Here is a 24,417-nt window from a genome sequence, read left to right as displayed (position 1 = left end):
GAGGGCGGCGTTACGCTCGTCGTCATGAGCGAGCGTCAGCGAGCGAATCATCGACTCGGTGCCGTGGCGCCTCATGACATCCCGCAGCGCAACGGAGGGCCGGCATGAGCGCCGAGCCCATCCCGACATCACCTGGCCCCTGGTGTCCGGATCCGATGCGGCAGCAGCGTGCGGACTACACGCTGGAGGACCTGCTCGCTCTGCCGGACGACGCCCCCCGCGTCGAACTCGTCGACGGAGTCATCCACGTGACACCCTCCCCCACCCTGGGCCATCAGGACATCTCCAGCCTGGTATGGCTGTGGTTGCGATCCCATGCGCCGGCGCACCTGCGCGCCGCCCAGGCGGTCGGCGTCGCGCTCAGCCACAACACCAGCCGGCAACCAGACGTGCTGCTCTGTCACGCCGGGCTGCCGTCGGACCGGTCCCGGCTGCGACCGGCCGACGTGGTGCTGGCCGTCGAGGTCGTCTCGCCCGGCACCCGCCGGGTCGACCGGTTCGCCAAACCAGGCGAGTACGCCGCCGTCGGCATTCCCTTCTACTGGCGCATCGAGCAGGATCCGGTGCACGTGTACGCGTACCGTCTCGGCGACCGGATCGGCCCGGGCGGCGAGCGACAGTACGAACTCCTCGCCGACAGCGCGGAGCTGATCGAGCTGCTCGAACCTTTCGAGGTCAAACTCCCGATCGCCGAGATCACCCCCTGAGTCGTTTCCAGCAGACGGCCCCGGGTAACCCGCGGCATGGCCGACCAGGACTTCCGCATCCGCACCGAGGGGCGGGATGTGGCCCACCGCCCGGAGGTGCCGCGCCGTGAGCCGTCGTGACGACCCGGACCAGACCTACCGCGAGTTCACCGAGGCGGTGAACATGAAGCCCGGCGAGTTGTCCAAGTGGCTGGACACCGACGAGTCCAAGCATGTCGGTTGGCGCAGGAAGGGCAGCGGCGGCGGCGAGACGGTCGGTCACGAGTCCGGCCGCAAGATCGTCGACCTGTTGCGCCGCAAACGCGGCGAGCTCACCGAGGCCGACTACCGGCACATGCGCAAGGTCGTCGGGTACGTCCGACGGCACATGGCGCAGCGGCCCAGCGGCGACGTACGCGGCACCCGGTGGCGGTACTCGCTGATGAACTGGGGTCACGACCCGGTCAAGGCCCCGTTGCCGCCGCCCGGGGGCCCCTCCCGCAAAGCCCTCGACCGGCACGGCACCCCGCCCACGTCCCGCCGAGGCCCCGGCCGCTGAGCGCCGCGACGAAATCGGGGCACGGTGCTGTGCCAACCCGCGAGGCAGCAACGTGCCCGAGGCCGCGTGGCGGTGCGGGATCAGTGGTCGGCGCTGTTCCAGTCGGGCCCCTCGCCCACCGACACCTCCAACGGCACCGACAGCGGGTACGCCCCGCCCATCTCGCGCCGCACCAGCTCCTCCAACGCCGCCCGCTCGCCCGGCGCCACCTCGAAGACCAGCTCGTCGTGCACCTGCAACAGCATCCGCGAACGCAGCCCGGCGTCCCGCAACGCGGTGTCGACGTGCAGCATGGCGACCTTGATGATGTCGGCCGCGGAGCCCTGGATCGGCGCGTTGAGCGCCATCCGCTCGGCCATCTCCCGCCGCTGCCGGTTGTCACTGACCAGGTCGGGCAGGTAACGACGACGGCCGAGGATGGTGGAGGTGTAGCCGTCCTGCCGGGCCCGCGCGACCACCTCCTGCAGGTAGTCCCGCACGCCGCCGAACCCGGCGAAGTAGTTCTCCATCAGCCCGCGCGCCTCCTCGGCGCTGATCGAGAGCTGCTGGGACAGGCCGAAGGCGCTGAGCCCGTACGCCAGGCCGTAGTTCATGGCCTTGATCTTGCGGCGCTGGTCCGGGGTGACCTCGGTCAGCGGCACCCCGAAGACCGACGAGGCCGTCGCGGCGTGGAAGTCGGCACCGGAGTTGAACGCCTGGATCAGCGCGTCGTCGGCCGACAGGTGCGCCATGATCCGCATCTCGATCTGGCTGTAGTCGGCGGTGAGCAGGCACTCGTAGCCCTCCCCCACCACGAAGGCGCGCCGGATCCGCCGCCCCTCCTCGGTGCGGATGGGGATGTTCTGCAGGTTGGGCTCGGTCGACGACAGCCGACCGGTGGCGGCCACCGTCTGGTTGAAGGTGGTGTGGATGCGCCCGTCGTCGGAGACCGACTTGAGCAGACCATCCACCGTGGACTTCAACTTGGCCACGTCGCGGTGGCGCAGCAGGTGTGCCAGGACCGGATGCGGATTCTGCGCGTAGAGCCACTGCAACGCGTCGGCGTCGGTGGTGTAACCCGTCTTGATCCGCTTGGTCTTGGGCAGGTTCAGCTCGCCGAAGAGGATCTCCTGCAACTGCTTGGGCGAGCCGAGGTTGAACTCCCGCCCGACCGCCTCGTACGCGCCCTGGGCGGCGGCCTTCACCTCGGCGGCGAAGTGCGCCTCCAACTCCGACAGGTAGTCGGTGTCGGCGGCGATGCCGGTGCGCTCCAACTGCGCCAGCACCCGCATCAGCGGCAGCTCCACCCCGGCCATCAGCCGGGCCGACTGCTCCCCGTCGCGGGACAGCTCCGCGTCGATCGCGTCGGCCAGGTCGAGGGTGGCCCGAGCGTGCAGCATGAGGTTCTGTTCGGCCTCGCTGTCGCCGCCGAGCCCGTCGAGGGTCAGTTGGCCGGTCTCCGGGCCGTCGACCCGCAACTCCCGGTGCAGGTAGCGCAGCGCCAGGTCGGTCAGGTCGTAGGACCGCTGGTCGGGGCGGGCCAGGTAGGCGGCGATCTGCGTGTCGCGGGCGATGCCGGCCAGTTCCCAACCGTGCGCGGCGAAGGCGAGCACCGCCGGTTTGCTGTCGTGCAGCACCTTGGGCCGGGTCTCGTCCGCCAGCCAGGCCGCCAGCGCGGCCTCGTCGTCGGCGGCCAACCGGGCCGGGTCGAACCAGGCCGCAGCGCCGCCGCCGGTGGCCAGGGCCATGCCGGTGACGGTCGCGGTGTGCCGACGGTTCGGGCCGGTGTCGAGCTTGACCGCGACACCGACACCGGTGCCGACCGGCGCGTGCGTCGCCAGCCAGCCGGCCAGGGCACCGGGCGCGGTGAGCACCTCGCCGGCCAGGTCGAAGCCGGACTCCGCCTCCGGCTCGACCGCGTCCAGGTACTGGTAGAGCCGGTCGCGCAGGATGCGGAACTGGAGGGTGTCGAAGACCTGGTGCACCGCCTCCCGGTCCCACCCCTGCCAGCGGGCGTCCTCGGGACGCAGTGACAGCTCCAGGTCGGCGACCAGACGGTTGATCTCGTAGTTGCGGATCACGTCGGCGAGCCGTTCGCGCAGACTGTCACCCGCCTTGCCCTTGATCTCGTCGGCGCGGGCGATGACGCCCTCCACCCCGCCGTACGCGTTGATCCACTTCGCTGCGGTCTTCGGGCCGACACCGGGGATGCCGGGCAGGTTGTCGCTGGTCTCACCGACCAGGGCGGCCAGGTCGCGGTAGCGGCCGGGGGGCACGCCGTACTTCGCCTCGACCGCCGCCGGGTCCATCCGCGCCAGGTCGGAGACGCCCTTGCGCGGGTAGAGCACGGTGATCTGCTCGTCGACGAGCTGGAAGGCGTCCCGGTCACCGGTGCAGATCAGCACCGGCATCCCCTGGTCACGGGCCTGGCAGGCCAGCGTGGCGATGACGTCGTCGGCCTCGTAGCCCTCCTTCTCCACCACCGGGACGCGCAGCGCCGCCAGGACCTCCTTGACCAGGCTGACCTGGCCCTTGAAGTCGGCCGGGGTCTCGCTGCGGCCGGCCTTGTACTCGGCGTACTTCTCGGTGCGGAAGGAGCGGCGGGACACGTCGAAGGCGACCACGATGTGGGTCGGCTGCTCGTCGCGCAACACGTTGATCAACATTGAGGTGAAGCCGTAGACCGCGTTTGTCGGCTGCCCGGTCGTGGTGGAGAAGTTCTCCACCGGCAGGGCGAAGAACGCCCGGTAGGCCAGGGAGTGTCCGTCGACGAGGAGCAGGCGCGGGGTCGTAGCTGTCACGGCTGCGACTCTAGTCCGTACCGCCGACAAGCCCGGCGAGGCGGCACCGACAACGCCACCGGCCGCCCTTCCCCGCAGGGACGGACGGCCGGTGACGGTACGACGTGCCTCAGGCCACGCCCAGGTACGCCTCCTTGATCGACGGGTCGCGCAGGAGTTCCTGACCGGTACCCTCCTTGACGATCCGACCGGTCTCCAGCACGTAGGCGCGGTGCGCCCGGGAGAGCGCCTGCTGCGCGTTCTGCTCCACCAGCAGCACCGTGGTGCCCTGCTGGTTGATCTCCACGATGATGTCGAAGATCTGCTGGATGATCATGGGTGCGAGACCCATCGACGGCTCGTCCAACAGCAGCAGCTTCGGCCGGCTCATCAGCGCCCGGCCGACGGCGAGCATCTGCTGCTCACCGCCGGAGAGGGTGCCTCCGGGCTGCTTACGCCGCTCACGCAGCCGGGGGAACATCTCCAGCACCCGCTCCAGGTCGGCGGCGATACCGGCGTGGTCACGCCGGGTGTACGCCCCCATGTCCAGGTTCTCCAGCACGGTCATGCCGGGGAAGATCTGGCGGCCCTCGGGCGACTGGCACAGGCCGCGTACGACCCGCAGATCGGCGCGGAGCTTGCTGATGTCCTCACCGGCGAAGGTGATCCGACCGCCGGAGAGCGCCCGGATGCCGGAGATCGCCCGCATGGTGGTGGTCTTGCCGGCACCGTTGGCGCCGATCAGAGCCACCACCTCACCCTCGTTGACGGTGAGGCTGATGCCGTGCAACGCCTCGATCCGACCGTACGAGACGCTGACGTTGTCCAACTCAAGCAGCATCGGCGGGCTCCCCCAGGTACGCCGCGATAACCCGCGGGTCTCGGCTGACCTCTTCCGGCAGCCCTTCGGCGATCTTGCTGCCGAACTCCAGCACCACGATCCGGTCGGTGACACCCATCACCAGGCGCATGTCGTGCTCGATCAGCAGCACGGTGACGCCCTTGTCGCGGATCCGGCGGATCAGGCCCAGCAGCTCCTCCTTCTCGGCCGGGTTGAACCCGGCCGCCGGCTCGTCCAGGCAGAGCAGCTTCGGCTCGGTGCCGAGCGCCCGGGCGATCTCCAACCGCCGCTGGTAGCCGTACGGAAGGTTGCGCGCCGCGTCGTTGGCCCGGTCGGCGATGCCGACGAAGCGCAGCAACTCCATCGCCTTCGCCTCGGCCGCCCGCTCCTCCAGGATGTGCCGGGACAGACCGAAGGTCTTGGCGAAGGACCGCCGCAACTGCTGCCAGACCCGCATGGCGGGGTTGGCGGCGTCGACCGCCGGCAACTCCTGCGCCTTGGGCCGCACCCGGTAGAGCCGGAACAGCGCGCCGGGCACGCTCGTCTTGTGCCGGGAGTCCGTCCCGACCATGACGTTCTCCAGCGCCGACATCTCCGGGAACAACCGGATGTTCTGGAACGTCCGGGAGATGCCCAACCGGCTGATCTGGTGCGGCTTGCGCCCGGTCACCCGCTCGCCGCGGAACCGCACCGCGCCCGAGGTCGGCTTGTAGACCCCCGTCATCACGTTGAAGCAGGTGGTCTTACCGGCGCCGTTGGGCCCGATCAGCCCGAGGATCTCACCTTCCTTGATCTCGAACTTGACCTCGTTGAGAGCCACCACGCCACCGAAGCGCAGCGTGACGTTGTCGACCTCCAGCAGGTTCCTGGACGGTCCGGGCTGCGCCGGGATCTTCGGCGACGCCGGGATGTTCGTCTTGTCAGACATGAGCGGGCGCCTCCTCTGCCTCTGCCGCGCGGTCCTTCAACTCGCGAGCCCGCCGTCGGCTGGGGATCAGACCCTGCGGTCGCAGGATCATCACCAGCACCATGGCCAGACCGAAGGCCAACCACCGGTAGTCGGCGACCTCACGGAACCGCTCCGGCAGGTACGCCAGCAGCACCGCGCCCACCGACACACCGACCATGTTGCCGGACCCACCGACCACCACCATCGCCACGAAGAGGATGGAGAGGTTCACATTGAACTGGGTCGGGTCGATGAAGGCGTACCGGCTGGCGAACAGGAAGCCGGCGAAGCCGCCGAGCGCCGCGCCGATGGCGAAGGCCCAGAGCTTGAACTTGAACGGGTAGACGCCCATCACCGCGGCGGCGTCCTCGTCCTCCCGGATGGCCAGCCAGGAGCGGCCGACCCGGCTGTGCTCCAGTCGCCGCACCGCGAAGACCATCAGGAGCACCACGGTCAGCGCCAGCCAGTACCACGGCTTGATGTCGATCAGGCCGAAGATCTGGTTGTCCGGCGAAGGTGGACCCTCCGGGCCGGGGATCGCCGCGATGCCCTGCGGGCCCCGGGTGACACTCTCCATGTTGCGGGCCACGATGCGGATGATCTCGCCGAAGCCCAGCGTCACGATGGCCAGGTAGTCGCCGCGCAGTCGCAGCGTCGGCCAGCCCAGGATCACCCCGGAGATCAGCGCCATCACCAGTGCGATGAAGGCACAGATCGCCCAGGTGACCGCCCAGGTGGGCGGCAGGTCGAACTCCGCCTGGATCCACTTGACCACCGGCGAGTTGGTCGAACCGAACAACGCCACCGCGTACGCGCCGATGGCGAAGAAGCCGATGTAGCCGAGGTCGAGCAGACCGGCCAGACCGATCACCACGTTCAGACCGATCGCCACCAGCACGTAGATCGCGCAGGTGAAGAGCACACCGGCCCAGTTGCTGCCGCCGGAGATCGAGTCGGTTCGCAGCCAGGTCAGGCCGGGGATGCCGAGCAGCGGCAGGTAGTAGAGAAAGACCACGAAGGCGACGAAGGCCAGCGACCGCTGCCACTTCGGCAGCGCCCGCCACCGGCCGCCCACCGAGTGCAGGGCGTTAACCCTGCTGCGGTCCAGGTCTCGGATCTTATTGATCATGCCCGGGCCCTCCCCAACGATTCGCCCAGAATGCCGGTCGGCCGGAACATCAGCACCACGACCAGCACCACGAAGGCGATGACGTCCTCCCAGTTGGACGCGAAGATGGTGGCGCCGTAGACCTCGACGATGCCGAGGAACAGCCCGCCCAGCAACGCGCCGCGCAGGTTACCGATGCCGCCGAGCACGGCCGCGGTGAACGCCTTGAGACCGAGCACGAAACCGATGCTGTTCTGCGTGAACCCGAAGCGCATGCCCCACAGCAGCGCCGCCGCGCCGGCCATGATGCCGCCGAGCACGAAGATCAGCATGATCACGCGTTCCTGGTTGACGCCCATCAGGGCCGCCGTCTCTGGGTTCTGCGCCACCGCCCGCACGCCCCGGCCGTACCGGGTGCGGTTGATGAACCAGTCCAGCACCGCCATCATCGCCACGGCGGCCACGACCACGATCAACTGGATGTTGTTGATCTCGGTGTTGCCGATCGTGAAGAGCGTCTTCTGCTCGATGATCGTCGGCATGCCGAGAATGATCCGACCCCGGCCGAACATGGACGGCACCAGCCCGCCGAGCAGCTTGGGCAGCACCAGGCCGAAGATCTCCACCAGCACCAGTGACAGGCCGATGGCGGTGATCAGGAAGATCAGGGGCGGCGCGTTCTTGCGCCGCAGGGGGCGGTAGGCGATCCGTTCGATCGCGAGTGCGGTGCCGCCGGAGGCTATCGCCGCGACTATCAGGCCGAGCACCAGGAAGATCACCGCCTGGCCGATCGGCGGGTTGTTCTCCACCCCGAAGGCGGTCCACAGACCGAGCACCGCGAAGGTGCCGACCATGAAGACCTCGGAGTGCGCAAAGTTGATCAGGCGCAGGACGCCGTACACCAGGGTGTAGCCGAGGGCGATCAGGGCATAGATCGAACCTTTGGACAACCCGTCGACGGTGTGCTGGCCGATGTGGCCGAAGAGGTCGTCGAAATTCACCAGGTCTCCTTGCATCGAGCGCGGCCGGGGCGAAAACCCCGGCCGCACCCCGGTGCTGTCGTCAGCTGAGCTTGAGCTCCTGCAACGGAGTGATCTCCGTGCCCTTGATCTGGTAGGCCCAGATGACGACCCTCGACGGGTCCACGTCGCCGTTGGCGTCGAACTTGATGTACTTCGACACGCCCTGCTTGTCGTAGTTCTTCACGTACTCCAGGACCTCGGCGCGGGTCTTCTTGCCGTCCTTGAAGGCGTCCACGAAGATCTGCGCGGCGTCGAAGCCCTCAGCGCCGTAGGAACCCGGCAGCTGGCCGTACTCGGCCTGGTAGTCGGCGGTGAAGGTGCCACCGGCCTTGTCCGGCGGGAGGCACGGGCAGGTGATGATGGCGCCGTCGGCACCACCGGAGGCGCCAGCCGGGAAGGCCGGGTCGTAGAGACCGTCCGGACCGATGAACTTCGCCTTCACCCCGGCGGCACGCATCTGGCGAACCAGCGGCGCGGCCTCACGGGTGTAGCCGCCGTAGAAGACGAAGTCGGCGTTCGCCGCCTTGATCTTCGAGATGGTCGCCTCGAACTGCGCCTGCCGCTCCTGGATCTTGTCGCTGGCGGCGATGGTGGCGCCCAGGTTCTTGGTCAGCTCGGCGGTGATGCCGGCGCCGTAGGCGCTGGCGTCGTCGATCAGGAAGACCCGCTGCGCGTTCTGCGACTTCAGGTAGGTCGCCACCGCGCCCGCCTGGGTGCCGTCGTTGCCGACCACCCGGTAGAAGGACTTGTTGCCCTTCTGGGTCAGGTCGGTCCGGGTCGCCGACGGGGCGACCATGACCAGGCCGGCGGCCTCGTAGACCGGCATGGTGGCGTCCGACTCGCCGGAGAAGTGGCCACCGATGACGCCGAGGAACGACTGGTCGCCCGCGACCTGGTTCGCGACCGGGGTCGCCTGCGCCGGGTCACCCTGCGTGTCGAACTCGACCATCTCGACCTTGCAGTCGGCGTTCGCGTCGTTGTGCTGCTTGATCGCGAGCTTCGCGGCGTTGAGCGACGGCAGCACCAGACCCGCGTTGTCGCCGGTGAACGCGCCGAAGATGGCGATCTTGCCACCGCAGTCCCCGGACGCGGCGTTGTCGCCGTTGCTGCTGCCGGTGTCCTGGCAGCCCGCGGCAGCGACCAGCACCGCGGCGAGCGCGGCAGTACCCAGCGCCCTTGAATAGCTTCGCCTCACGGCTTCCTGACCTCCTCCAGAAGCAGGACAGGCACCTGACCCGGGCGGCGGCGACGGATAAGCACGACACCACCGGCCCAGCAAGGACACCCCCTGCGTTACGGCTCGTGATGGCGGAGCGTACCCACACTCATACGGTCTCGGAAGAGGCTGAGGCGGGGTCTGCGAAACCGTTACGAAGACGGCCCCGAACGCGGCTAACCCCGTAACAGGTCAATCCACTGACCGGTCCTTGAGCGGCTGTCCGTCCGCCGATCGACCCGTCGTCGATCACCGCGAACCCCGCCACCGACAGCCGGATACCGGCCCCGGACGGCGACCCCGACCCCCCGATCAAACTACGGAACGTAGCCGATCGGCTTCGCTAGGACGTGGCGGACGCCCGCCCGACCCACAACGACGGCTGCACGCCGTCGTCGACCGACAGCCACCACCGCTGACCGTCCGCCGCCAACCCCACCGCCCGGTCCGCACCCGCCGGTGCCGCCACCGGCAACTCGACCGCCCGCCACCGGTCACCCCGGTCCACCGACAGCCACCCGCCGTAGCGCTCACCGTCGGAGACCACCGCCAGGATGCCGTCGGCCGAAGCCGCCACCCCACCGACCGAGGGCACCCCACCGACCACCGCACCGAACCCACCGGCCGCCGTCCAACCCGTCGGCTCCGCACGCCACGCGCCGAACCCCCGCCCCCGCAGGCCCACCCCCACCGGGGTGCCACCGACCAGGACCACCCGCTGCATCTCCTCGTACGCCTCGGTGCCCGCCAGCACGGTACGACGCCAGTCGCGTCCATCCACCGACGTCCAGGCAACCGGATCCCGGTCAATCCGGCCCGGGGCCAACAACCCACCCACCGCCAACCAACCCGACGGTCCGGCCACCGCGTCGGACGCCCAGGTCACGCCCTGCTCGTCGGTGGACAGTTGCGGCGCGCCCTCGATCAGCGTGAACTCGGCGGCGTCCGGCGAGACCCAGGCCGCCGCGCCGCTGGCCCGGTTACCCACGATCAACCAACCGGCGTCACCGGCCGCCAACCGGGACACGTTGACCGCCTTCGGCCCGCCGTACAGCTCGAACGACGCCGCCACCTCGACCAGAGCACCGTCGCCGCGCTGCCCCCAGGTGGCCACCCTCGGATTGCCGTGCGCTCCACCGACCTTGCCCCCGACGGCGGCCACCCGCCCGTCGTGGCAGGCGATCGAGAACACCACGCTGCGCCGCCCGTAATAGGAATCCGCCACCACCGGCACCGGCGTCCACTGAGCACCATCCCGACTGGACCAGACGGCCGGACGAGTGCCGAGGGCCGCGTCGGTGACCGCGCCGGAGGCGTACCAGTGGCCGTCACAGATGGCCAGATCCCGCAGCACGATCCGCCCGGGCCCGTCCGGCGGCGGCAACGGAACCCGCTGCCACGCCACCCGCACCGGTCCCGGTTCGGCCGGCTCGTCCCGAGACGCCGGACAGCCGGCCAGCAACACCGCGAGCAGGGCGCAGGTCACCAGCGGCGCCGAGCGCGTACCGGAACATCGGGGCCGGCCGAGCCATCGAGCCCTCATGCGGCCAGATGCTAGCGGCGACCGCGAACCTCGGCGACGGACGTGACGACGGACGTCGGAGGCCGGACGGCCAGCCGCGGCAGCGAGCGGGTCGGTCAGGTGGCCGGCTCGGCCACCTCGCCGCCGGTGGTCTCGGCGAGAATCCGCTCGGAGACCTCCTTCATGGTCATCCGGTGGTCCATCGCGGTGCGCTGGATCCACTTGAACGCCTGCGGCTCGCTCATGTTGTAGGTGGTCATCAGCGCGCCTTTGGCCCGCTCCACGGCTTTGCGGACCTCCAGCCGGTCGTTCAGCCCGGCCACCTCGGCCTCCAGCGCGGCGATCTCCGCGTAGCGGGACAGCGCGATCTCCACCGCCGGCACCAGGTCGCTCTTCTGGAAGGGCTTGACCAGGTACGCCATCGCGCCGGCCGCGCGGGCCCGCTCCACCAGGTCACGCTGACTGAACGCGGTCAGGATGATCACCGGGGCGATCCGGGCACCGGCGATCCGCTCGGCGGCGGCCAGCCCGTCCATGATCGGCATCTTGATGTCGAGGATCACCAGGTCGGGCTTGAGCTCCTCGGCCAGTCGGACGGCCGCCTCACCGTCACCGGCCTCGCCGACCACCTCGTAACCTTCCTCGGCCAGCATCTCGGCCAGGTCCAGCCGGATCAGCGCCTCGTCCTCGGCGATCAACACCCGCCTACGCGCGGCATCCGTCTGCGTCTCGCCCACGAGCCACTCCCACCATCGTTCCCGGCACGGCTACCACCCATGCTCCCGCACGAGCGTAGTCGGGTACAGTAAGCCCCACCCGCCGGGATGGTGGAACGGCATACACGGAAGTCTCAAACACTTCTGCCCGAAAGGGCTTGCGGGTTCGAATCCCGCTCCCGGCACTCCTGTCATACACGTGTTCGATGATGGTGGCGTGCATCCTCCCGAGATGCGGGAGCGCGTCCGCGCGCTACGCGACCAGGGCTACACCATCCGCTCGGCGGCTCGTGCCCTCTCGCTCCCCTACACCACCGTATGGCACTGGTGTGTCGACCGACCGGAACCCGTCATGGTCGGAAGTTCGACCCGGTGCTTTCGTTGCCTCCCGGAGGAGGACGGTCCCGCCAGTCCGCAGGCCTACGCCTATCTCCTTGGCCTCTACCTGGGTGACGGTCACCTCGTCACCAGCGCCCGGGTACCGGTCCTGCGCATCTACTGCTCCGACACCTGGCCGCACTTGATCTCACTCTGTGATCAGGCCATGCGGGCAGTGCTGGCAACATCTGTGCAACACGTGCAGAAGAAGGGCTGCGTGGGTGTGCAGAGCTACGGCGTGCACTGGCCCTGCCTGCTGCCCCAGCACGGGGAAGGAAAGAAGCACGAGCGACCGATCGCCCTCGCCGACTGGCAGGAGCGCATCGTCCGAGCGGTTCCGGGTGACTTTCTGCGCGGTCTCTTCCACTCCGACGGTTGCCGGATCGCCAACCGGGTCACCGTTCGCGGCAAGGTGTACGTCTACCCGCGCTACATGTTCGTCAACGAGTCCACCGACATCTTGGGGCTCTGCCAGTGGGCGCTGGACCTGCTCGGCGTCGCCTGGCGGATGAACCGTCGCAACAGCCTCTCGGTCGCCCGACGGGAGGCGGTCGCCGCGCTGGACCGCCACGTCGGCCCGAAGTCGTGACCATGCCGGGCCGGCTCCGGCACCGGCCCGACGGATGAGGGTCAGGCCGTGGCGAGCGCGGCTGCCAGGTCGGCGCGCAGGTCCTCCGGGTCCTCCAGGCCGACGGAGAGCCGCAGCAGGCCGCCGTCGGGCTTCGCTTCCGCCTCGACCGGGCGGTGGGTGAGGGATGCCGGGTGCTGGATGAGTGTGTCGACGCCGCCGAGTGAGACGGCGTGGGTGATCAGCCGGCAGGCGCTGGCGACGGCTGCGGCGGCGGGCGCGCCGCCGCGTACCTCGAAGGCGAGGAGGCTGCCCGGGCCGGACATCTGCCGGCCGACGAGCCCGGCCGGGTCGTTGCTGCCGGGATGGTGGACCCGGGTGACGGCAGGATGTTCGGCGAGCCAGAGGGCGAGTTTCTCCGCGCCGGCCTGCTGGGCGCGGACCCGCACCGGCAGCGTCTGGAGGCCACGGTGCAGCAGGTACGCCCCGAGGGGGTGCAGGACCGCGCCGGTGAGTGCCCGGACCTGGCGCAGCCGGGCGGCCCAGTGCGCGTCGCAGGCGACCGCTCCGGCGAGGACGTCACCGTGGCCGCCGATGCTCTTGGTGGCGCTGTGCAGCACCAGCCGGGCGCCGTGGCGGGTGGGTTGTTGGAGCACCGGGGTGGCGACGGTGTTGTCGATGAGCAGGGGCACCTGCCCGGCGGCCTCGGCGAGGGCGGCGATGTCGATCAGGTCGAGCGTCGGGTTGGCGGGGGTTTCGGCGATCACCAGGGCGGTGTCGGGGCGGATGGCGGCGGCGACGGAGTCGGGGTGGGCCCAGGTGACGTCGGTGCCGAGCAGGCCGGTGGCGAGCACGTGGTCGGTGCCGCCGTAGAGGGGGCGGACGGCGACGACGTGGCGGCGGCCGTCGCGGGTGGCGGCGAGCAGGGTGGCGGTGAGGGCGGCCATGCCGCTGGCGTACGCGACGGCTTCGGCGGTGCCTTCGAGTTCGGCCAGGGCGGTTTCGAAGCGGGCGACGGTCGGGTTCCACAGCCGTTGGTAGACGGCGCTGGCGCCGGCGGGGAGGTTGCCGCCGGTGGCGAGGGTCTCGTAGGCGTCGCCGCCGGTGTCCACCGAGGGCAGCGGGTTGGTGGTGGACAGGTCGATGGGCGGCACGTGGACGCCGAGGGTGGCGAGGTCGTCGCGGCCGGCGTGTACGGCTCGGGTGTCCACGGTCGTCATGCCGAGAGGATCGAACATCTCGCCCAAGGAAGGCAATAGATCCGAATATTATTCGCTGTAATCCCTTCCAGAGCCGGGAGCGTTCGGTGGAGGATGATGGTATGCCTCCCGCACCGAACGATGTTCGGCCGTTCGCGGCCCTCGACGACACCGATCGCGCCATCCTGACCGAGCTGGCCGGCGACGGCCGCCTGCCGAACAATGCCCTGGCCGAGCGGGTGGGGGTGGCTCCGTCGACCTGCCTGGCGCGCACCCGGGCGCTGCGGGAGTGCGGGGCGATCCGGGGTTTCCACGCCGAGGTGCATCCGGCGGCGCTGGGGTTGCCGTTGCAGGCGCTGGTGTCGGTGCGGCTGACCGAGCACGCGCGGGCGGCGGTGGACGCGTTCCGGGCCCGATCGGTACGCCTGCCGGGCGTGGTGTCGGTGTTCCACGTGGCCGGCGCGGACGACTACGTGCTGCACGTGCGGTCGGCCTCGGCGGAGGCGCTGCGCGACTTCGTGCTGGACCACCTGGCGGTCGATCCGGCGGTGCAGCACACCGAGACCAGCCTGATCTTCGAGCAGGCCCGCGGGTCGGGTTGATCACGTCGCGGGCCGGGCGGGAACAGATTCGGCGTACGCCGGGTTGGCCAACCCTGTGATCGACGTTCCGTTGTCTGTCCTCGACCTCGCCCCCGTGGCCGCCGGTGCCTCCGCCGGTGAGGCGCTGCGGCACACCACCGAGTTGGCGCGACGCACCGACGAACTGGGCTACCACCGGTTCTGGGTGGCCGAGCACCACAACATGCCGGCCATCGCGTCCTCGGCCCCGGCGGTGCTGATCGCGCACCTGGCCGCGCACACCACCCGGATCCGGCTCGGCTCGGGTGGGGTGATGCTGCCCAACCACGCGCCGCTGGTGGTCGCCGAGCAGTTCGGCACCCTGGAGGCGCTGCATCCGGGGCGGATCGACCTGGGCATCGGCCGCGCTCCGGGCACCGACCAGGTCACCGCGTTGGCGCTGCGCCGGACGATGGAGGGTCTGTCCGCCGAGGGTTTCCCGCAGGAGTTGAACGACCTGATGGGCTACTTCGACGAGGCGTCGTCGGGGCGGATCACCGCGACGCCGGGGCGCGGGCAGCGGCCGACGGTGTGGCTGCTGGGGTCGAGTGGGTTCAGTGCTCGACTGGCCGGTGCGCTGGGCCTGCCGTTCTCCTTCGCGCATCACTTCAGCGCGCAGCACACGTTGCCCGCGCTGGCGCTGTACCGGCAGAGTTTCCGCCCGTCGCGCTGGCTGGAGCGTCCGTACGCGATGGTGGCGGTCAACGCGGTCTGCGCGGAGTCCGACGAACGCGCCGAGTGGCTTGGCGGCCCGGCCGGGTTGTCGTTCCTGCGGTTGCGGTCGGGGCGGCCGGCGCCCCTGGCGACGCCGGACGAGGCGGCGGCATACCCGTACACCGATATCGAGCGGGAGTTCCTGGCCCAGCGCCGACAGGGGCAGGCGAGCGGGTCTCCGGAGACGGTACGTCGGCAGTTGGGCGACCTGCTGGCCAGCACCGGCGCGGACGAGCTGATGTTGACCACGATGGTGTACGACATCGCCGACCGGGTGCGTTCGTTCGAGTTGATCGCGACGGAGGTGGCCGGCGGTCTGCGGCGCTGACGCCGGGTGCGCCTCCGGCACACCCCGTGGGCATGGTGGCCCAGGTCACAGCGCTTTCCCGTCGCGAAACACGATCTTCACGACGGCGTCACCCTCGCGACGCGGAGCCCGCCTAACGTTGTATCCGGTGGTGGTACGGCACTCTCCGGTCGGGACGGGTCGGGGGTGCCGCGGTGTGGGGCACCGGGCCGCAGTTGTGCGGATTCCGCGATTGCGGCCCGGTGCCTTGTCCTTTCAGCGCTGTTCTCGAATTCTGCTACCGCCGCGTCGGCCGGTCAACGCAGGTGGATCGAGGGCGTGGGCGGGGTGGACATCCCGTCGCCGATGAAGAAGCTCGGGTGCGGGGGCTGGTTGTAGGCGGTGTTCTGCCAGGCGATGGCGACCCGGTACTGCACATCGTGCATCAGGGTGTAGATCCGGGTGCTGGTCGGCGTCGGGGTGCTGTAGATCCGCAGGGCCCGGCTGTCGTTGGTCCGCCAGACCACCTCTTCCCGCCAGTCGCCGAGGATGTCGGCGGACAGCGCGGGCGTGGACTTGGTGCCGTTGTTCGAGGCGACGTCGCTACCGGTGAGCAGTCGGGTGTCGCCGCTGGGGCCGTACTTGTCGATCCGGGTGCCGTCGAGCAGTTCGCGGACCGGGTCGCCGTCCCACCAGATGAGGAAGTTCGTCGAGGACGGTTTGCGGCCGATGTTCTGGCCCCGGGTGTTGGCCAGGCCGCTCACCGACGACGACCAGGATTCGGCGCCGGGGCTGCCGGCCCAGATGTCACCGGAGACACCGCGACCGTTGTCGCCTCCGGCGGGGGTGGACCAGAGCAACTGGCCGGTGCGGGCGTCGGCGAACCACGAGCTGGGCTTGCTGCCGTCCTCGCTGACCTTGAAGTACTCCAGGCCGGGGCGGGACGGGTCGAGGTCGCCGACGTGCCCGGCGTCGCCGTGGCCGAGGCCGTTGGACCAGAGCAGGCGACCGTTGTCGTCGATGGTGGCCGCGCCGTAGACGATCTCCTGCCGACCGTCGCCGTCGACGTCGGCGACGGAGAGGCTGTGGTTGCCCTGCCCGGCGGCGGCACCGTTGCCGGAGGAGTTGGAGTCGAAGGTCCACCGCTTGGTGAGGGTGCCGTTGCGGAAGTCCCAGGCGGCGATGACCGCCCGGGTGTAGTAGCCACGGGCCATGATCAGCGACGGGCGTTGGCCGTCGAGGTACGCGGTACCGGCGAGGAACCGGTCGACCCGGTTGCCGTAGTTGTCGCCCCAGGAGGAGACGGTGCCGCGCGGCGGGTCGTAGTTGACGGTGGAGAGGGCGGCACCGGTGCGTCCGTCGAACATGGTCAGGTATTCGGGGCCGGCGAGGACGTAGCCTGCGGAGTTGCGGTAGTCGGCGTTGGCGTTGCCGATCACCTGTCCGGTGCCGGAGCGGGTGCCGTCGGCGGTCTTCATGGCCACCTCGGCGCGGCCGTCGCCGTCGTAGTCGTACACCTGGAACTGGGTGTAGTGGGCACCGGCCCGGATGTTGCGGCCGAGGTCGATGCGCCACAGCCGGGTGCCGGTGAGGGTGTACGCGTCGACGTAGACGTTGCCGGTGTAGCCGGACTGGGAGTTGTCCTTGGCGTTGGACGGATCCCACTTGACCACGAACTCGTACCGGCCGTCGCCGTCGAGGTCACCGACGCTGGCGTCGTTGGCGGAGTAGGTGTACCACTCGCCGCTGGGCGTGGTGCCGCCCGGCGGGACCTGCAACGGCACGTCCAGGTAGCCGGCCGGGAACTGGAGCGCCGGTGCGGAGTCGGCCTGTTCGGTGCCGTTCACCACGGCGCGCACGGTGTAGGTCGCTCCGGCCGGTGCGCCGCTGTCGAGGTAGTTGGTGGCGCCGGTGATCGGGGTGGCGTTGACCCGGGTCGTACCCCGGTAGAGGTTGAACGCGACGCCGGTGGTCTCGGTGCCCAGCAGCCGCCAGGAGACCAGGTTGGCCGATCCGGAGCGGACGCTGACCAGGCCACGGTCCAGGTTCTCGGCCTGCATCACCCCGGCCGGTGGCGGCGGCGTGGTCGGCGGCGGCGTGGTCGGCGGCGGCGTGGTCGGTGGGGGCGGGGTGGTCGGGGTGGTGGCGCCGGTGCAGGTGGTGCCGTTCAGCGCGAAGCTGGTCGGTGCCGGATTGCTGCCGTTCCACGAGCCGTTGAAGCCGAAGTTGACGCTGCCGTCGGTGCCGACGGCGGCGTTGTAGTCGACGTTGCGGGCGCTCACCTGAGCGCCGGACTGGGTGACGGTGGCGCTCCAGGCCTGGGTGATCTGCTGCCCGGCGGCGTACGACCAGGTCAACGTCCAGCCGTTGATTGGGTCGCCGAGGTTGGTGATGGTGACGTCGGCGCCGAAGCCGCCGGTCCACTGGTTGGTGACGCGGTAGTCGACGCGGCATCCGGTGGCGGCGGCCGAGGCGGTCAGGGTGGTCAGCACTCCGGCGGCGGCGACCGCGGTGACGGTGGCCGCGGCGAGCAGGGCCGCCCGGGGGGCGGTGCGCAGCATGGTTCCTCCGGTGGAGGTCGGACGCGCGGCATCCGGGGGCCGTCGGCGGTGCCCGGAGCCGACGGGTCGGCGGTCCGCCGGTGGTGCCCGGACCGACGGTCGCGCCGCGCTAGCGGAAAGAATCCATCGAATCGATGGCTGTAGTTGCGTTCCCGCGCGCCTGTGATGCTAGGGCAAGCGCTTACTGCTCACAATCGACCCGTGGGCTTGCTTCCCGGTCGACCTTCTTGATCCACTCGCCGGGTGGCAGCGCACATGACCCCCGAGGAGTTCCGCCAGGCCGGGCACGCCGTGGTCGACTGGATCGCCGACTACTGGGCGACGCTCCCCCGACGCCCGGTGACCTCCGCGGACCCACCCGGCTCGGTGGCTGCCCGCCTGCCCACCGGCCCACCGGTGACCGGCGAGCCGGTCGAGGCGGTCCTCGCCGACCTGGACCGGCTGGTCGTACCCGGGCTCACCCACTGGCAGCATCCGGGCTTCTTCGGGTTCTTCCCGGCCAACACCTCGGGCCCCAGCGTGCTCGGTGACCTGGTCAGCGCCGGGCTGGGCGTGCAGGGCATGATGTGGGCCACCGGTCCGGCCTGCACCGAGCTGGAGACGGTGCTGCTCGACTGGTTGGCCGACCTGTTGGACCTGCCGACGCGGTTCCGGTCCACCGGCGGCGGTGGCGGCGTCATCCAGGACTCGGCCTCCTCGGCGACGCTGGTCGCCACCCTGGTCGCGCTGCACCGGGCCGCCGGTGGGCGGTGGCGTCAGGCCGGCGTCGACCGCCGCTACCGGGTGTACGCCTCGGCCGAGGCGCACTCGTCGGTGGAGAAGGCCGTCCGGATCGCCGGTCTCGGTGCCGACGGGATCCGCCTGATCGAGGTGGATCCGGTGAGCCTGGCGATGTCGCCGACGGCGCTGCGCGCCGCGATCGAGGCGGACCGCGCCGCCGGGGTGGTGCCCGCCCTGGTGGTGGCGACCGTCGGCACCACCTCCACCACGGCGGTCGACCCGCTGCCGGAGATCGGCCCGATCTGCGCCGAGCTGGGTGTCTTCCTGCACGTCGACGCCGCGTACGCGGGTGCCGCGGCGGTCTGCCCGGAGTTGCGTTTCGGCCATGCCGGTCTGGAGTACGCCGACTCCTACTGTTTCGATCCGCACAAGTGGCTGCTCACCGGCTTCGACTGCGACGCCTTCTGGGTCGCCGACGCCGCCGAGCTGGTCGAGGCGTTGAGCGTGTTGCCGGAGTACCTGCGCAACACGGCCACCGAATCCGGCGCGGTGATCGACTACCGGGACTGGCAGGTGCCGCTGGGTCGGCGGTTCCGGGCCTTGAAGCTGTGGTTCGTGCTGCGCTGGTACGGCGTCGAGGGGCTGCGCGAGCACATTCGGCGAGGCGTGGCGCTGGCCGCCGGTTTCGCCGACCGGGTCCGCGCCGACGACCGCTTCGAACTGGTCGCCGAGCACCCGTACGCCCTGGTCTGTTTCCGGTTGCGGGGCGCGGACGGGCCGAACGAACGCCTGCTGGCGGCGGTGAACGCCTCCGGCCGGGTGTTCCTGACCCACACTCGGGTCGCCGGGCGGCACACGCTCCGCCTGGCCGTCGGCGCGCCGCAGACCACGCAGGAGCACATCGACGAGGCATGGGAGGTGATCTCACGCGCGGCGGCGACCCTGTCCCGGGAGAGCTGAGCCCGCCCTGCCCTCAGGTGGTGCGGGGCGTGGCGTCGGGGATCAGCGGTCGGCGCCCGGGTGGGGGCCGGTCGCCGAACCGGCGCCGACGGGTTCGGCGTCGGCGGGCTCCGGCTGCGTGACAACGGCGGCCCCGGCGGTCGACGGGGCCGGGTCGACGGACCGGGCGGCGAGGGCGGCCCGCTCGCGGCGGGTGCGCCGCAGCACCCGGATCGCCAGCGCCAGGGCCGTGAGCCAGCCGACGCCCAGCAGCAGGTAGACGAGCACCGGGAGGCGGCCGTCCAGGTCACCGGCGCGCATCAGGACACGGGCGTTGGTCAGCACGATCACGCCGCCGACCGCCGCGCCGAGCAGTTGGGCCGGGACGATGCGCACCAGCCAGGCGGCGACCGGTGCGGCGATCAGGCCACCGGCGAGCAGCGCCAGCACGATCGGCAGCAGGAATCCCTCGGTGCCCAGGCCGATGAGGAAGCCGAGGCTCGCGGCGGAGGCGACGACGAACTCGGAGGTGTCCACCGAGCCGATCACCTTGCGGGGTTCCATCCGGCCGCTGACCAGCAGGGCGGGCGTGGCCACCGGGCCCCATCCGCCCCCGCCGGTGGCGTCGACGAAGCCGGCGACGAGGCCGAGCGGGCCGAGGAAACGCCCGCGCAGCCGGCCGGCGGCCGGGTTGCGGCGCAGCGGCCGGGAGAACCGGACGAGCAGGTACGCCCCGAGGGTGAACAGGATCGCGGCCATCCACGGCGCGGCCGACTCGGTGGAGAGGGCGCTGAGGAAGGTGGCACCGGCGAAGGAGCCGAGCGCGCCGGGTATCGCGATGCGGCGTACCACCCGCCAGTCGACGTTGCCGAAGCGCCAGTGTGCCGCGCCTGCGGCGAGCGTGGTGCCGATCTCGGCCAGGTGCACCGACGCGGAGGCCGCCGCCGGTGCGACACCGGCCAGCAGCAACAGCGTCGAGGAGGTCAGCCCGTACGCCATGCCGAGCGAACCGTCGACCAGTTGCGCGGCCAGCCCCACCAGTGCGATGACGAGCAGCTTGCGCACGGCGCCTCCCGACTAAGCGGTAACTCCTATCAACTTGGTCGACAATGCGGCATGGATCGGCGGCCGGTCAAGCCTGCGATCAGTCAGTGAGACGACACACCGCGACCCTGCGGTGACGGTCGTCGGCGGATGCGGAGTCGGTCAGGTCCAGGCGCCAGGGTCGGCGACCAGCTCGGTCACCGGCTCGGGCAGGGTGCCCCGGGCCACGTCGGCGACGGTGACCAGTTCGAGGATCTGCCGCTCGCTGGCGCGCAACGCGATCCAGACCTCCTGGAGGGCGCGGGCCGCGCCCTCGTATCCGAGATTCTCGGGCCGTTGGCCCCGGATGTGGGCCAGCGGCCCGTCGATCACCCGGATCACCTCGGCGAGGGAGATCTCCTCCGCCGGCCGGGCCAACCAGTAGCCGCCCTCGGGCCCGCGCTGGGCCTGCACCACGCCACCCCGGCGCAGTTGCAGCAGGATGCTCTCCAGGAACTTCGGCGGGATCTGCTGGGCCCGCGCGATCTGGTCGGCGGTGACCGGGCGACCCCGTCCAGCCCCGGTCACCGAGGCCAGTTCGGCGACCGCTCGTAGGGCGTAGTCCACCCGGGCTGAGAGACGCATGCCGGACAGGTTATCGGTCGCGCATCCGGGCACTGACCGGCGGCCCACCGCCAGTGACGAAGATCCAGGTCGCTACTCGCCGACGCGGCGGAGCAGGCCCTCCTGCACGGCGCTGGCGATGTGGCTGCCGTCGACGGTGAACATCCGGCCGGTGGCCAGCCCACGCGCCCCGGAGGCCGACGGGCTCCAACAGTCGTAGAGGAACCACTCGTCGGCCCGGAAGGACCGGTGGAACCACAGGGCGTGGTCCAGACTCGCGCCCACCACTCCGCCCGGCCCCCACACCTCGCCGTGCACCGACAGCACCGAGTCGAGCAGGGTCAGGTCGGAGGCGTACGTCAGGGCGCAGGCGTGCAGCAGCGGATCGTCGGGCAGCTTGCCGTCGATGCGCATCCACACCCGCTGGTGCGGGTCGGCGGGCCGGTCACCCGGCCGCACCCAACCGGGTTCGCCGACGTAGCGGACGTCGATCGGTCGGGGAATCTGCCCCCAGATGCCCAGCCGCTCCGGGTACCGGGCGAGCCGGTCGGCCATGGTCGGCACCGACTCCGGCCCCGGCACGTCGGGTGGGAGGGGGGCGTGGTGGTCCAGCCCCTCCTCCTGCCGCTGGAACGAGGCGGACATGAAGAAGATCGTCTTGCCGTGTTGGCGGGCGACCGAGCGACGCACCGAGAACGAGCGGCCGTCGCGGATGTTCTCCACCTCGTAGTCGATCGGCTCGCTCGGGTCGCCGGCCCGCACGAAGTAGCCGTGCAGGGAGTGCACCACGCGCTCCGGGCTGACGGTGCGTCCGGCGGCGACCAGCGCCTGGCCGGCGACCTGACCGCCGTACACCCGTTGCGGCCCGACCGGCGGGCTCATCCCCTGGAACGACATGTCCCCGGTCGGTGCGAGGTCCAGGACCTCCAGCAACTGGTCTACGGCGGCCTGACCGACGAGCGAGCCACCGGTCATTGCAGGGCCCGTGCCGACGCGGCGTCGACCAGCGATCCGAGCTGGTGCACCCGCAGGGTGTTGGTGGAGCCGGGGGTGCCGGGCGGGCTGCCCGCCACGATCACCACGAGGTCGCCGGGGTTGCCCCGGTTCAGCCCGAGCAGCGCCTGGTCGACCTGGCGGAACATGTCGTCGGTGTGCTGCACGAACGGCATCAGGAAGGTCTCCACCCCCCAGGAGAGGGCGAGCTGCGCACGCACCTCGGGCACCGGGGTGAAGGCCAGCAGCGGCAGGTCACAGTGCAGTCGGCTGAGCCGGCGCACGGTGTCACCGGTCTGCGAGAACGCGACCAGCGCCGTCGCGCCGATGGCCCGCGCGATCGAGGAGGCGGCCACGGTGAGCGCGCCGCCGTGCGTACGCGGGTCGTGCTGCAGGCGCGGCACCCGGATGGACCCGGCCTCGGTGGTGGTGACGATCTTGGACATGGTGCTGACGGTGAGCACCGGGTACTTCCCGACGCTGGTCTCCCCGGAGAGCATCACGGCGTCGGCGCCGTCGAGCACCGCGTTGGCGACGTCGGACGCCTCGGCGCGGGTCGGCCGCGAGTTCTCGATCATCGAGTCGAGCATCTGGGTGGCCACGATGACCGGCTTGGCGTTCTCCCGGCACAGCTGCACCGCGCGCTTCTGCACCAGCGGCACCTCGTCGAGCGGCAGCTCCACGCCCAGGTCACCACGGGCCACCATGACACCGTCGAAGGCCAGCACGATCGCTTCGAGGTGGTCGACCGCCTCCGGCTTCTCGACCTTGGCCAGCACCGGGCGGTGCACGCCGACCTCGCTCATGATCGCGTGGCAGAGCTTGATGTCGTCGGCGGAGCGGACGAACGACAGGGCGACCAGGTCGACACCGAGACCGAGCGCGAAGCGCAGGTCGGCGGCGTCCTTCTCGGACAGGGCCGGCACGCTGACCGCCACGTTGGGCAGCGAGACACCCTTGTTGTTGCTGACCGGTCCACCCTCGGTGACCAGCACCCGGATGTCGTTGCCGGTGACGTCGGTGACCTCGACGGCGACCCGGCCGTCGTCGATCAGCAGCCGGTCGCCGGGCTTGACCTCCTGCGGAAGCTTGCGGTAGGTGCAGGAGACCCGCTCCTTGGTGCCCAGGATGTCGTCACCGGTGATCACCACCGAGTCGCCGGTACGCCACTCGTGTGGCCCGTCGGCGAACCGACCCAACCGGATCTTCGGCCCCTGGAGGTCGGCCAGGATCGCCACCGGCTGACCCGCCGCCTCGGCCGCCTCCCGGACGAGCCGGTAGACCGCCTCGTGGTCGGCGTGGCTACCGTGACTGAAGTTGAGCCTCGCCACGTTCATACCGGCTTCGACGAGCCCGCGGATACGCTCGGGCGACGAGGTGGCGGGGCCAAGAGTGCAGACGATCTTCGCGCGGCGTGTCACGCCCATCAGGCTAGTCTCTCCTCCAGGTCGGACCACCGGCCGACCCCTTGCGCTATGCGGAACAGTCGTCCAACGGCGCGGCTCACGCGCGCAGCCGGCGAGCGTGGACGCTCCGGACGTCGATGGCGGGCAACGGCGACCGCGCGCCGGAATGGTACGCCCCTGACGCCAGTGCGTGTCGGGGCGCTCCGGTTCGACCACTGTCGGTGAGTGTCCGATGACATGGTGGGCCAGCCGCCGGACCGCTCAGCTCTCCGTCTTGACCAGCGGAAACTCCAGCGAGCCCGCCGGACAGAGGAAGGTCATCACGTCCACCCGGTAGAGGCCGGCCTGCACCGCCGGGTCCGCCTCCATCACGCTGCGCACGTCGTCGACCGAACCGGTGCGGGCCAGTCCGAAGCCGAGCGGCGGGTCCGGCACCCGGGCGGTGCCGTCCACCGCACCGGCCACCAGGATGATCCCCCGGCGCTGCAACGCCTGCATGTGTGCGGCGTGCTCGGCCTGCAACCGCTGGATGGTCTCGGCCGGCAGCGCCCGCCCGGCGGCCCCCGGATACAGCACGATGCATTCGTACGTGTCGAGCGCGAAGTCGACCTGCGGCTCTTTCGACATGACCACCCTCTCCGCCGCCCGCCGACGCCTGGCGGTGCGTGCGGCGGTACCGTCCAGCCTCCCACGGACCGCCCGGTCGCACGGGCGCTCCGCCGATCCCGTCGCCGCCGTACCGGGCGCGGTGCGCCGGGTGACCGCCGGGCGGTCGGCCGCTACCGTGTGGTCGATGCGTAGGGCCGACGGCGGGGGGTGCATCGGTGCAGGGTCGCGAACCGGCGGGCGAGCCACTGCCGTACGCGGAGGTCACCGACGAGGCACTGTCCCGCTCAGAGGTAACAGGTGGGCCTCCGGAGCACCAGCACCAAGCCGACTGGGCGGCTCGGAGCTGACGCGGGGCCGACCGCCCGACGGGGCAGGCAGCGACGTCGGGACGTCGCTGCC

General features: G+C 70.8%; 21 protein-coding genes and 1 tRNA gene. 7 read left to right on the top strand and 15 right to left on the bottom strand.

The genetic code is table 11. The features are described 5' to 3' along the window. The first annotated feature begins 104 nt into the window (after positions 1–104). The gene (locus ACLQ2S_RS11195; protein WP_230462614.1) at positions 105–707 is read left to right on the top strand and encodes a Uma2 family endonuclease; all 603 of its coding nucleotides are present in this window, start codon (positions 105–107) and stop codon (positions 705–707) included. Positions 708–813: 106 nt separating this feature from the next. Continuing rightward, positions 814–1,245 (top strand): DUF3140 domain-containing protein, encoded by a 432-nt coding sequence (locus ACLQ2S_RS11190; protein WP_425701639.1) that lies wholly within the window; start codon positions 814–816, stop codon positions 1,243–1,245. Positions 1,246–1,325: 80 nt separating this feature from the next. Here ACLQ2S_RS11190 and polA read toward each other — a convergent pair whose 3' ends face one another. The 8 genes from polA to ACLQ2S_RS11150 form a co-directional block, all read right to left on the bottom strand. After that, on the bottom strand, positions 1,326–4,025 hold the full coding sequence (gene polA / locus ACLQ2S_RS11185; protein ID WP_425701638.1) for a DNA polymerase I: 2,700 nt from the start codon (positions 4,023–4,025) through the stop codon (positions 1,326–1,328). A gap of 109 nt (positions 4,026–4,134) precedes the next feature. Continuing rightward, positions 4,135–4,845, bottom strand: a complete 711-nt coding sequence (locus ACLQ2S_RS11180; protein WP_155218536.1) for an ABC transporter ATP-binding protein — start codon at positions 4,843–4,845, stop codon at positions 4,135–4,137. Continuing rightward, entirely contained in the window at positions 4,835–5,773 is a 939-nt protein-coding gene (locus ACLQ2S_RS11175; RefSeq protein WP_155218538.1) for an ABC transporter ATP-binding protein, read from the bottom strand. Before ACLQ2S_RS11175 ends, ACLQ2S_RS11180 begins: the two co-directional genes overlap by 11 nt. Continuing rightward, positions 5,766–6,923, bottom strand: coding sequence for a branched-chain amino acid ABC transporter permease (locus tag ACLQ2S_RS11170; RefSeq protein WP_425701637.1), 1,158 nt, complete (start codon positions 6,921–6,923; stop codon positions 5,766–5,768). The genes ACLQ2S_RS11175 and ACLQ2S_RS11170 overlap by 8 nt, the downstream gene beginning before the upstream one ends. Then, entirely contained in the window at positions 6,920–7,903 is a 984-nt protein-coding gene (locus ACLQ2S_RS11165) for a branched-chain amino acid ABC transporter permease (protein ID WP_309223350.1), read from the bottom strand. The genes ACLQ2S_RS11170 and ACLQ2S_RS11165 overlap by 4 nt, the downstream gene beginning before the upstream one ends. 61 nt (positions 7,904–7,964) lie before the next feature. Then, a complete protein-coding gene (locus tag ACLQ2S_RS11160) occupies positions 7,965–9,119 on the bottom strand; it encodes a branched-chain amino acid ABC transporter substrate-binding protein (protein WP_425701636.1) in 1,155 nt (384 codons plus the stop codon). A gap of 364 nt (positions 9,120–9,483) precedes the next feature. Continuing rightward, positions 9,484–10,683, bottom strand: a complete 1,200-nt coding sequence (locus ACLQ2S_RS11155) for a hypothetical protein (RefSeq protein WP_425701635.1) — start codon at positions 10,681–10,683, stop codon at positions 9,484–9,486. Between the two features lie 95 nt (positions 10,684–10,778). Next, on the bottom strand, positions 10,779–11,399 hold the full coding sequence (locus tag ACLQ2S_RS11150) for an ANTAR domain-containing response regulator (protein WP_309223352.1): 621 nt from the start codon (positions 11,397–11,399) through the stop codon (positions 10,779–10,781). 81 nt (positions 11,400–11,480) lie between these two features. Here ACLQ2S_RS11150 and ACLQ2S_RS11145 point away from each other — a divergent pair. After that, positions 11,481–11,563 (top strand) — tRNA-Leu (locus tag ACLQ2S_RS11145). A gap of 47 nt (positions 11,564–11,610) precedes the next feature. Continuing rightward, positions 11,611–12,345 carry a transcriptional regulator gene (locus ACLQ2S_RS11140; protein WP_155218546.1) on the top strand — a complete coding sequence of 245 codons (735 nt, stop codon included), beginning with the start codon at positions 11,611–11,613 and terminating at the stop codon, positions 12,343–12,345. Between the two features lie 41 nt (positions 12,346–12,386). Here ACLQ2S_RS11140 and ACLQ2S_RS11135 read toward each other — a convergent pair whose 3' ends face one another. Further along, a complete protein-coding gene (locus ACLQ2S_RS11135; RefSeq protein ID WP_425701634.1) occupies positions 12,387–13,562 on the bottom strand; it encodes a trans-sulfuration enzyme family protein in 1,176 nt (391 codons plus the stop codon). 83 nt (positions 13,563–13,645) lie between these two features. Here ACLQ2S_RS11135 and ACLQ2S_RS11130 point away from each other — a divergent pair, with 83 nt between their 5' ends. After that, the gene (locus ACLQ2S_RS11130; RefSeq protein ID WP_155218550.1) at positions 13,646–14,125 is read left to right on the top strand and encodes an Lrp/AsnC family transcriptional regulator; all 480 of its coding nucleotides are present in this window, start codon (positions 13,646–13,648) and stop codon (positions 14,123–14,125) included. A 55-nt stretch (positions 14,126–14,180) separates the two neighbouring features. Beyond that, positions 14,181–15,185 carry an LLM class flavin-dependent oxidoreductase gene (locus ACLQ2S_RS11125; protein ID WP_375335345.1) on the top strand — a complete coding sequence of 335 codons (1,005 nt, stop codon included), beginning with the start codon at positions 14,181–14,183 and terminating at the stop codon, positions 15,183–15,185. Between the two features lie 275 nt (positions 15,186–15,460). Here the strand turns inward: ACLQ2S_RS11125 and ACLQ2S_RS11120 are convergent, their stop codons facing one another. Beyond that, a complete protein-coding gene (locus ACLQ2S_RS11120; protein ID WP_425701633.1) occupies positions 15,461–17,704 on the bottom strand; it encodes a cellulose binding domain-containing protein in 2,244 nt (747 codons plus the stop codon). A 243-nt stretch (positions 17,705–17,947) separates the two neighbouring features. On the opposite strand from ACLQ2S_RS11120, the gene ACLQ2S_RS11115 reads away from it, so the two are divergent. Beyond that, positions 17,948–19,384: a pyridoxal-dependent decarboxylase gene (locus tag ACLQ2S_RS11115; RefSeq protein ID WP_425701632.1), complete on the top strand. Its 1,437-nt coding sequence runs from the start codon at positions 17,948–17,950 to the stop codon at positions 19,382–19,384. Between the two features lie 42 nt (positions 19,385–19,426). Here the strand turns inward: ACLQ2S_RS11115 and ACLQ2S_RS11110 are convergent, their stop codons facing one another. From ACLQ2S_RS11110 to ACLQ2S_RS11090, 5 genes are all read right to left on the bottom strand, one after another. Next, on the bottom strand, positions 19,427–20,428 hold the full coding sequence (locus ACLQ2S_RS11110; RefSeq protein ID WP_309223354.1) for a sulfite exporter TauE/SafE family protein: 1,002 nt from the start codon (positions 20,426–20,428) through the stop codon (positions 19,427–19,429). Positions 20,429–20,569: 141 nt separating this feature from the next. Further along, entirely contained in the window at positions 20,570–21,031 is a 462-nt protein-coding gene (locus ACLQ2S_RS11105; RefSeq protein WP_155218556.1) for an RrF2 family transcriptional regulator, read from the bottom strand. Positions 21,032–21,103: 72 nt separating this feature from the next. Then, entirely contained in the window at positions 21,104–21,985 is an 882-nt protein-coding gene (locus ACLQ2S_RS11100; protein WP_425701631.1) for an acyl-CoA thioesterase, read from the bottom strand. Then, on the bottom strand, positions 21,982–23,430 hold the full coding sequence (gene pyk, locus ACLQ2S_RS11095; RefSeq protein ID WP_155219050.1) for a pyruvate kinase: 1,449 nt from the start codon (positions 23,428–23,430) through the stop codon (positions 21,982–21,984). The genes ACLQ2S_RS11100 and pyk overlap by 4 nt, the downstream gene beginning before the upstream one ends. Positions 23,431–23,670: 240 nt before the next feature. Continuing rightward, on the bottom strand, positions 23,671–24,036 hold the full coding sequence (locus tag ACLQ2S_RS11090; RefSeq protein WP_155219052.1) for a YciI family protein: 366 nt from the start codon (positions 24,034–24,036) through the stop codon (positions 23,671–23,673). Positions 24,037–24,417: the final 381 nt, after the last annotated feature.

It is taken from the genome of Micromonospora sp. DT48 (assembly GCF_049844495.1).
GTDB lineage: Bacteria > Actinomycetota > Actinomycetes > Mycobacteriales > Micromonosporaceae > Micromonospora.
The sequence above is the reverse complement of the archived record's forward strand: the minus strand, read 5'-3'. Positions and strand labels throughout refer to the sequence as shown.

What these genes read in the sequence shown, in the direction of transcription:
- ACLQ2S_RS11195 (WP_230462614.1), top strand. Translation starts at nt 105, where the DNA reads ATGAGCGCCGAGCCCATCCCGACATCACCTGGCCCCTGGTGTCCGGAT.
- ACLQ2S_RS11180 (WP_155218536.1), bottom strand. Translation starts at nt 4,845, where the DNA reads ATGCTGCTTGAGTTGGACAACGTCAGCGTCTCGTACGGTCGGATCGAG.
- ACLQ2S_RS11175 (WP_155218538.1), bottom strand. Translation starts at nt 5,773, where the DNA reads ATGTCTGACAAGACGAACATCCCGGCGTCGCCGAAGATCCCGGCGCAG.
- ACLQ2S_RS11170 (WP_425701637.1), bottom strand. Translation starts at nt 6,923, where the DNA reads ATGATCAATAAGATCCGAGACCTGGACCGCAGCAGGGTTAACGCCCTG.
- ACLQ2S_RS11155 (WP_425701635.1), bottom strand. Translation starts at nt 10,683, where the DNA reads ATGAGGGCTCGATGGCTCGGCCGGCCCCGATGTTCCGGTACGCGCTCG.
- ACLQ2S_RS11140 (WP_155218546.1), top strand. Translation starts at nt 11,611, where the DNA reads ATGCGGGAGCGCGTCCGCGCGCTACGCGACCAGGGCTACACCATCCGC.
- ACLQ2S_RS11135 (WP_425701634.1), bottom strand. Translation starts at nt 13,562, where the DNA reads ATGTTCGATCCTCTCGGCATGACGACCGTGGACACCCGAGCCGTACAC.
- ACLQ2S_RS11130 (WP_155218550.1), top strand. Translation starts at nt 13,646, where the DNA reads ATGCCTCCCGCACCGAACGATGTTCGGCCGTTCGCGGCCCTCGACGAC.
- ACLQ2S_RS11120 (WP_425701633.1), bottom strand. Translation starts at nt 17,704, where the DNA reads ATGCTGCGCACCGCCCCCCGGGCGGCCCTGCTCGCCGCGGCCACCGTC.
- ACLQ2S_RS11105 (WP_155218556.1), bottom strand. Translation starts at nt 21,031, where the DNA reads ATGCGTCTCTCAGCCCGGGTGGACTACGCCCTACGAGCGGTCGCCGAA.
- ACLQ2S_RS11100 (WP_425701631.1), bottom strand. Translation starts at nt 21,985, where the DNA reads ATGACCGGTGGCTCGCTCGTCGGTCAGGCCGCCGTAGACCAGTTGCTG.
- pyk (WP_155219050.1), bottom strand. Translation starts at nt 23,430, where the DNA reads ATGGGCGTGACACGCCGCGCGAAGATCGTCTGCACTCTTGGCCCCGCC.
- ACLQ2S_RS11090 (WP_155219052.1), bottom strand. Translation starts at nt 24,036, where the DNA reads ATGTCGAAAGAGCCGCAGGTCGACTTCGCGCTCGACACGTACGAATGC.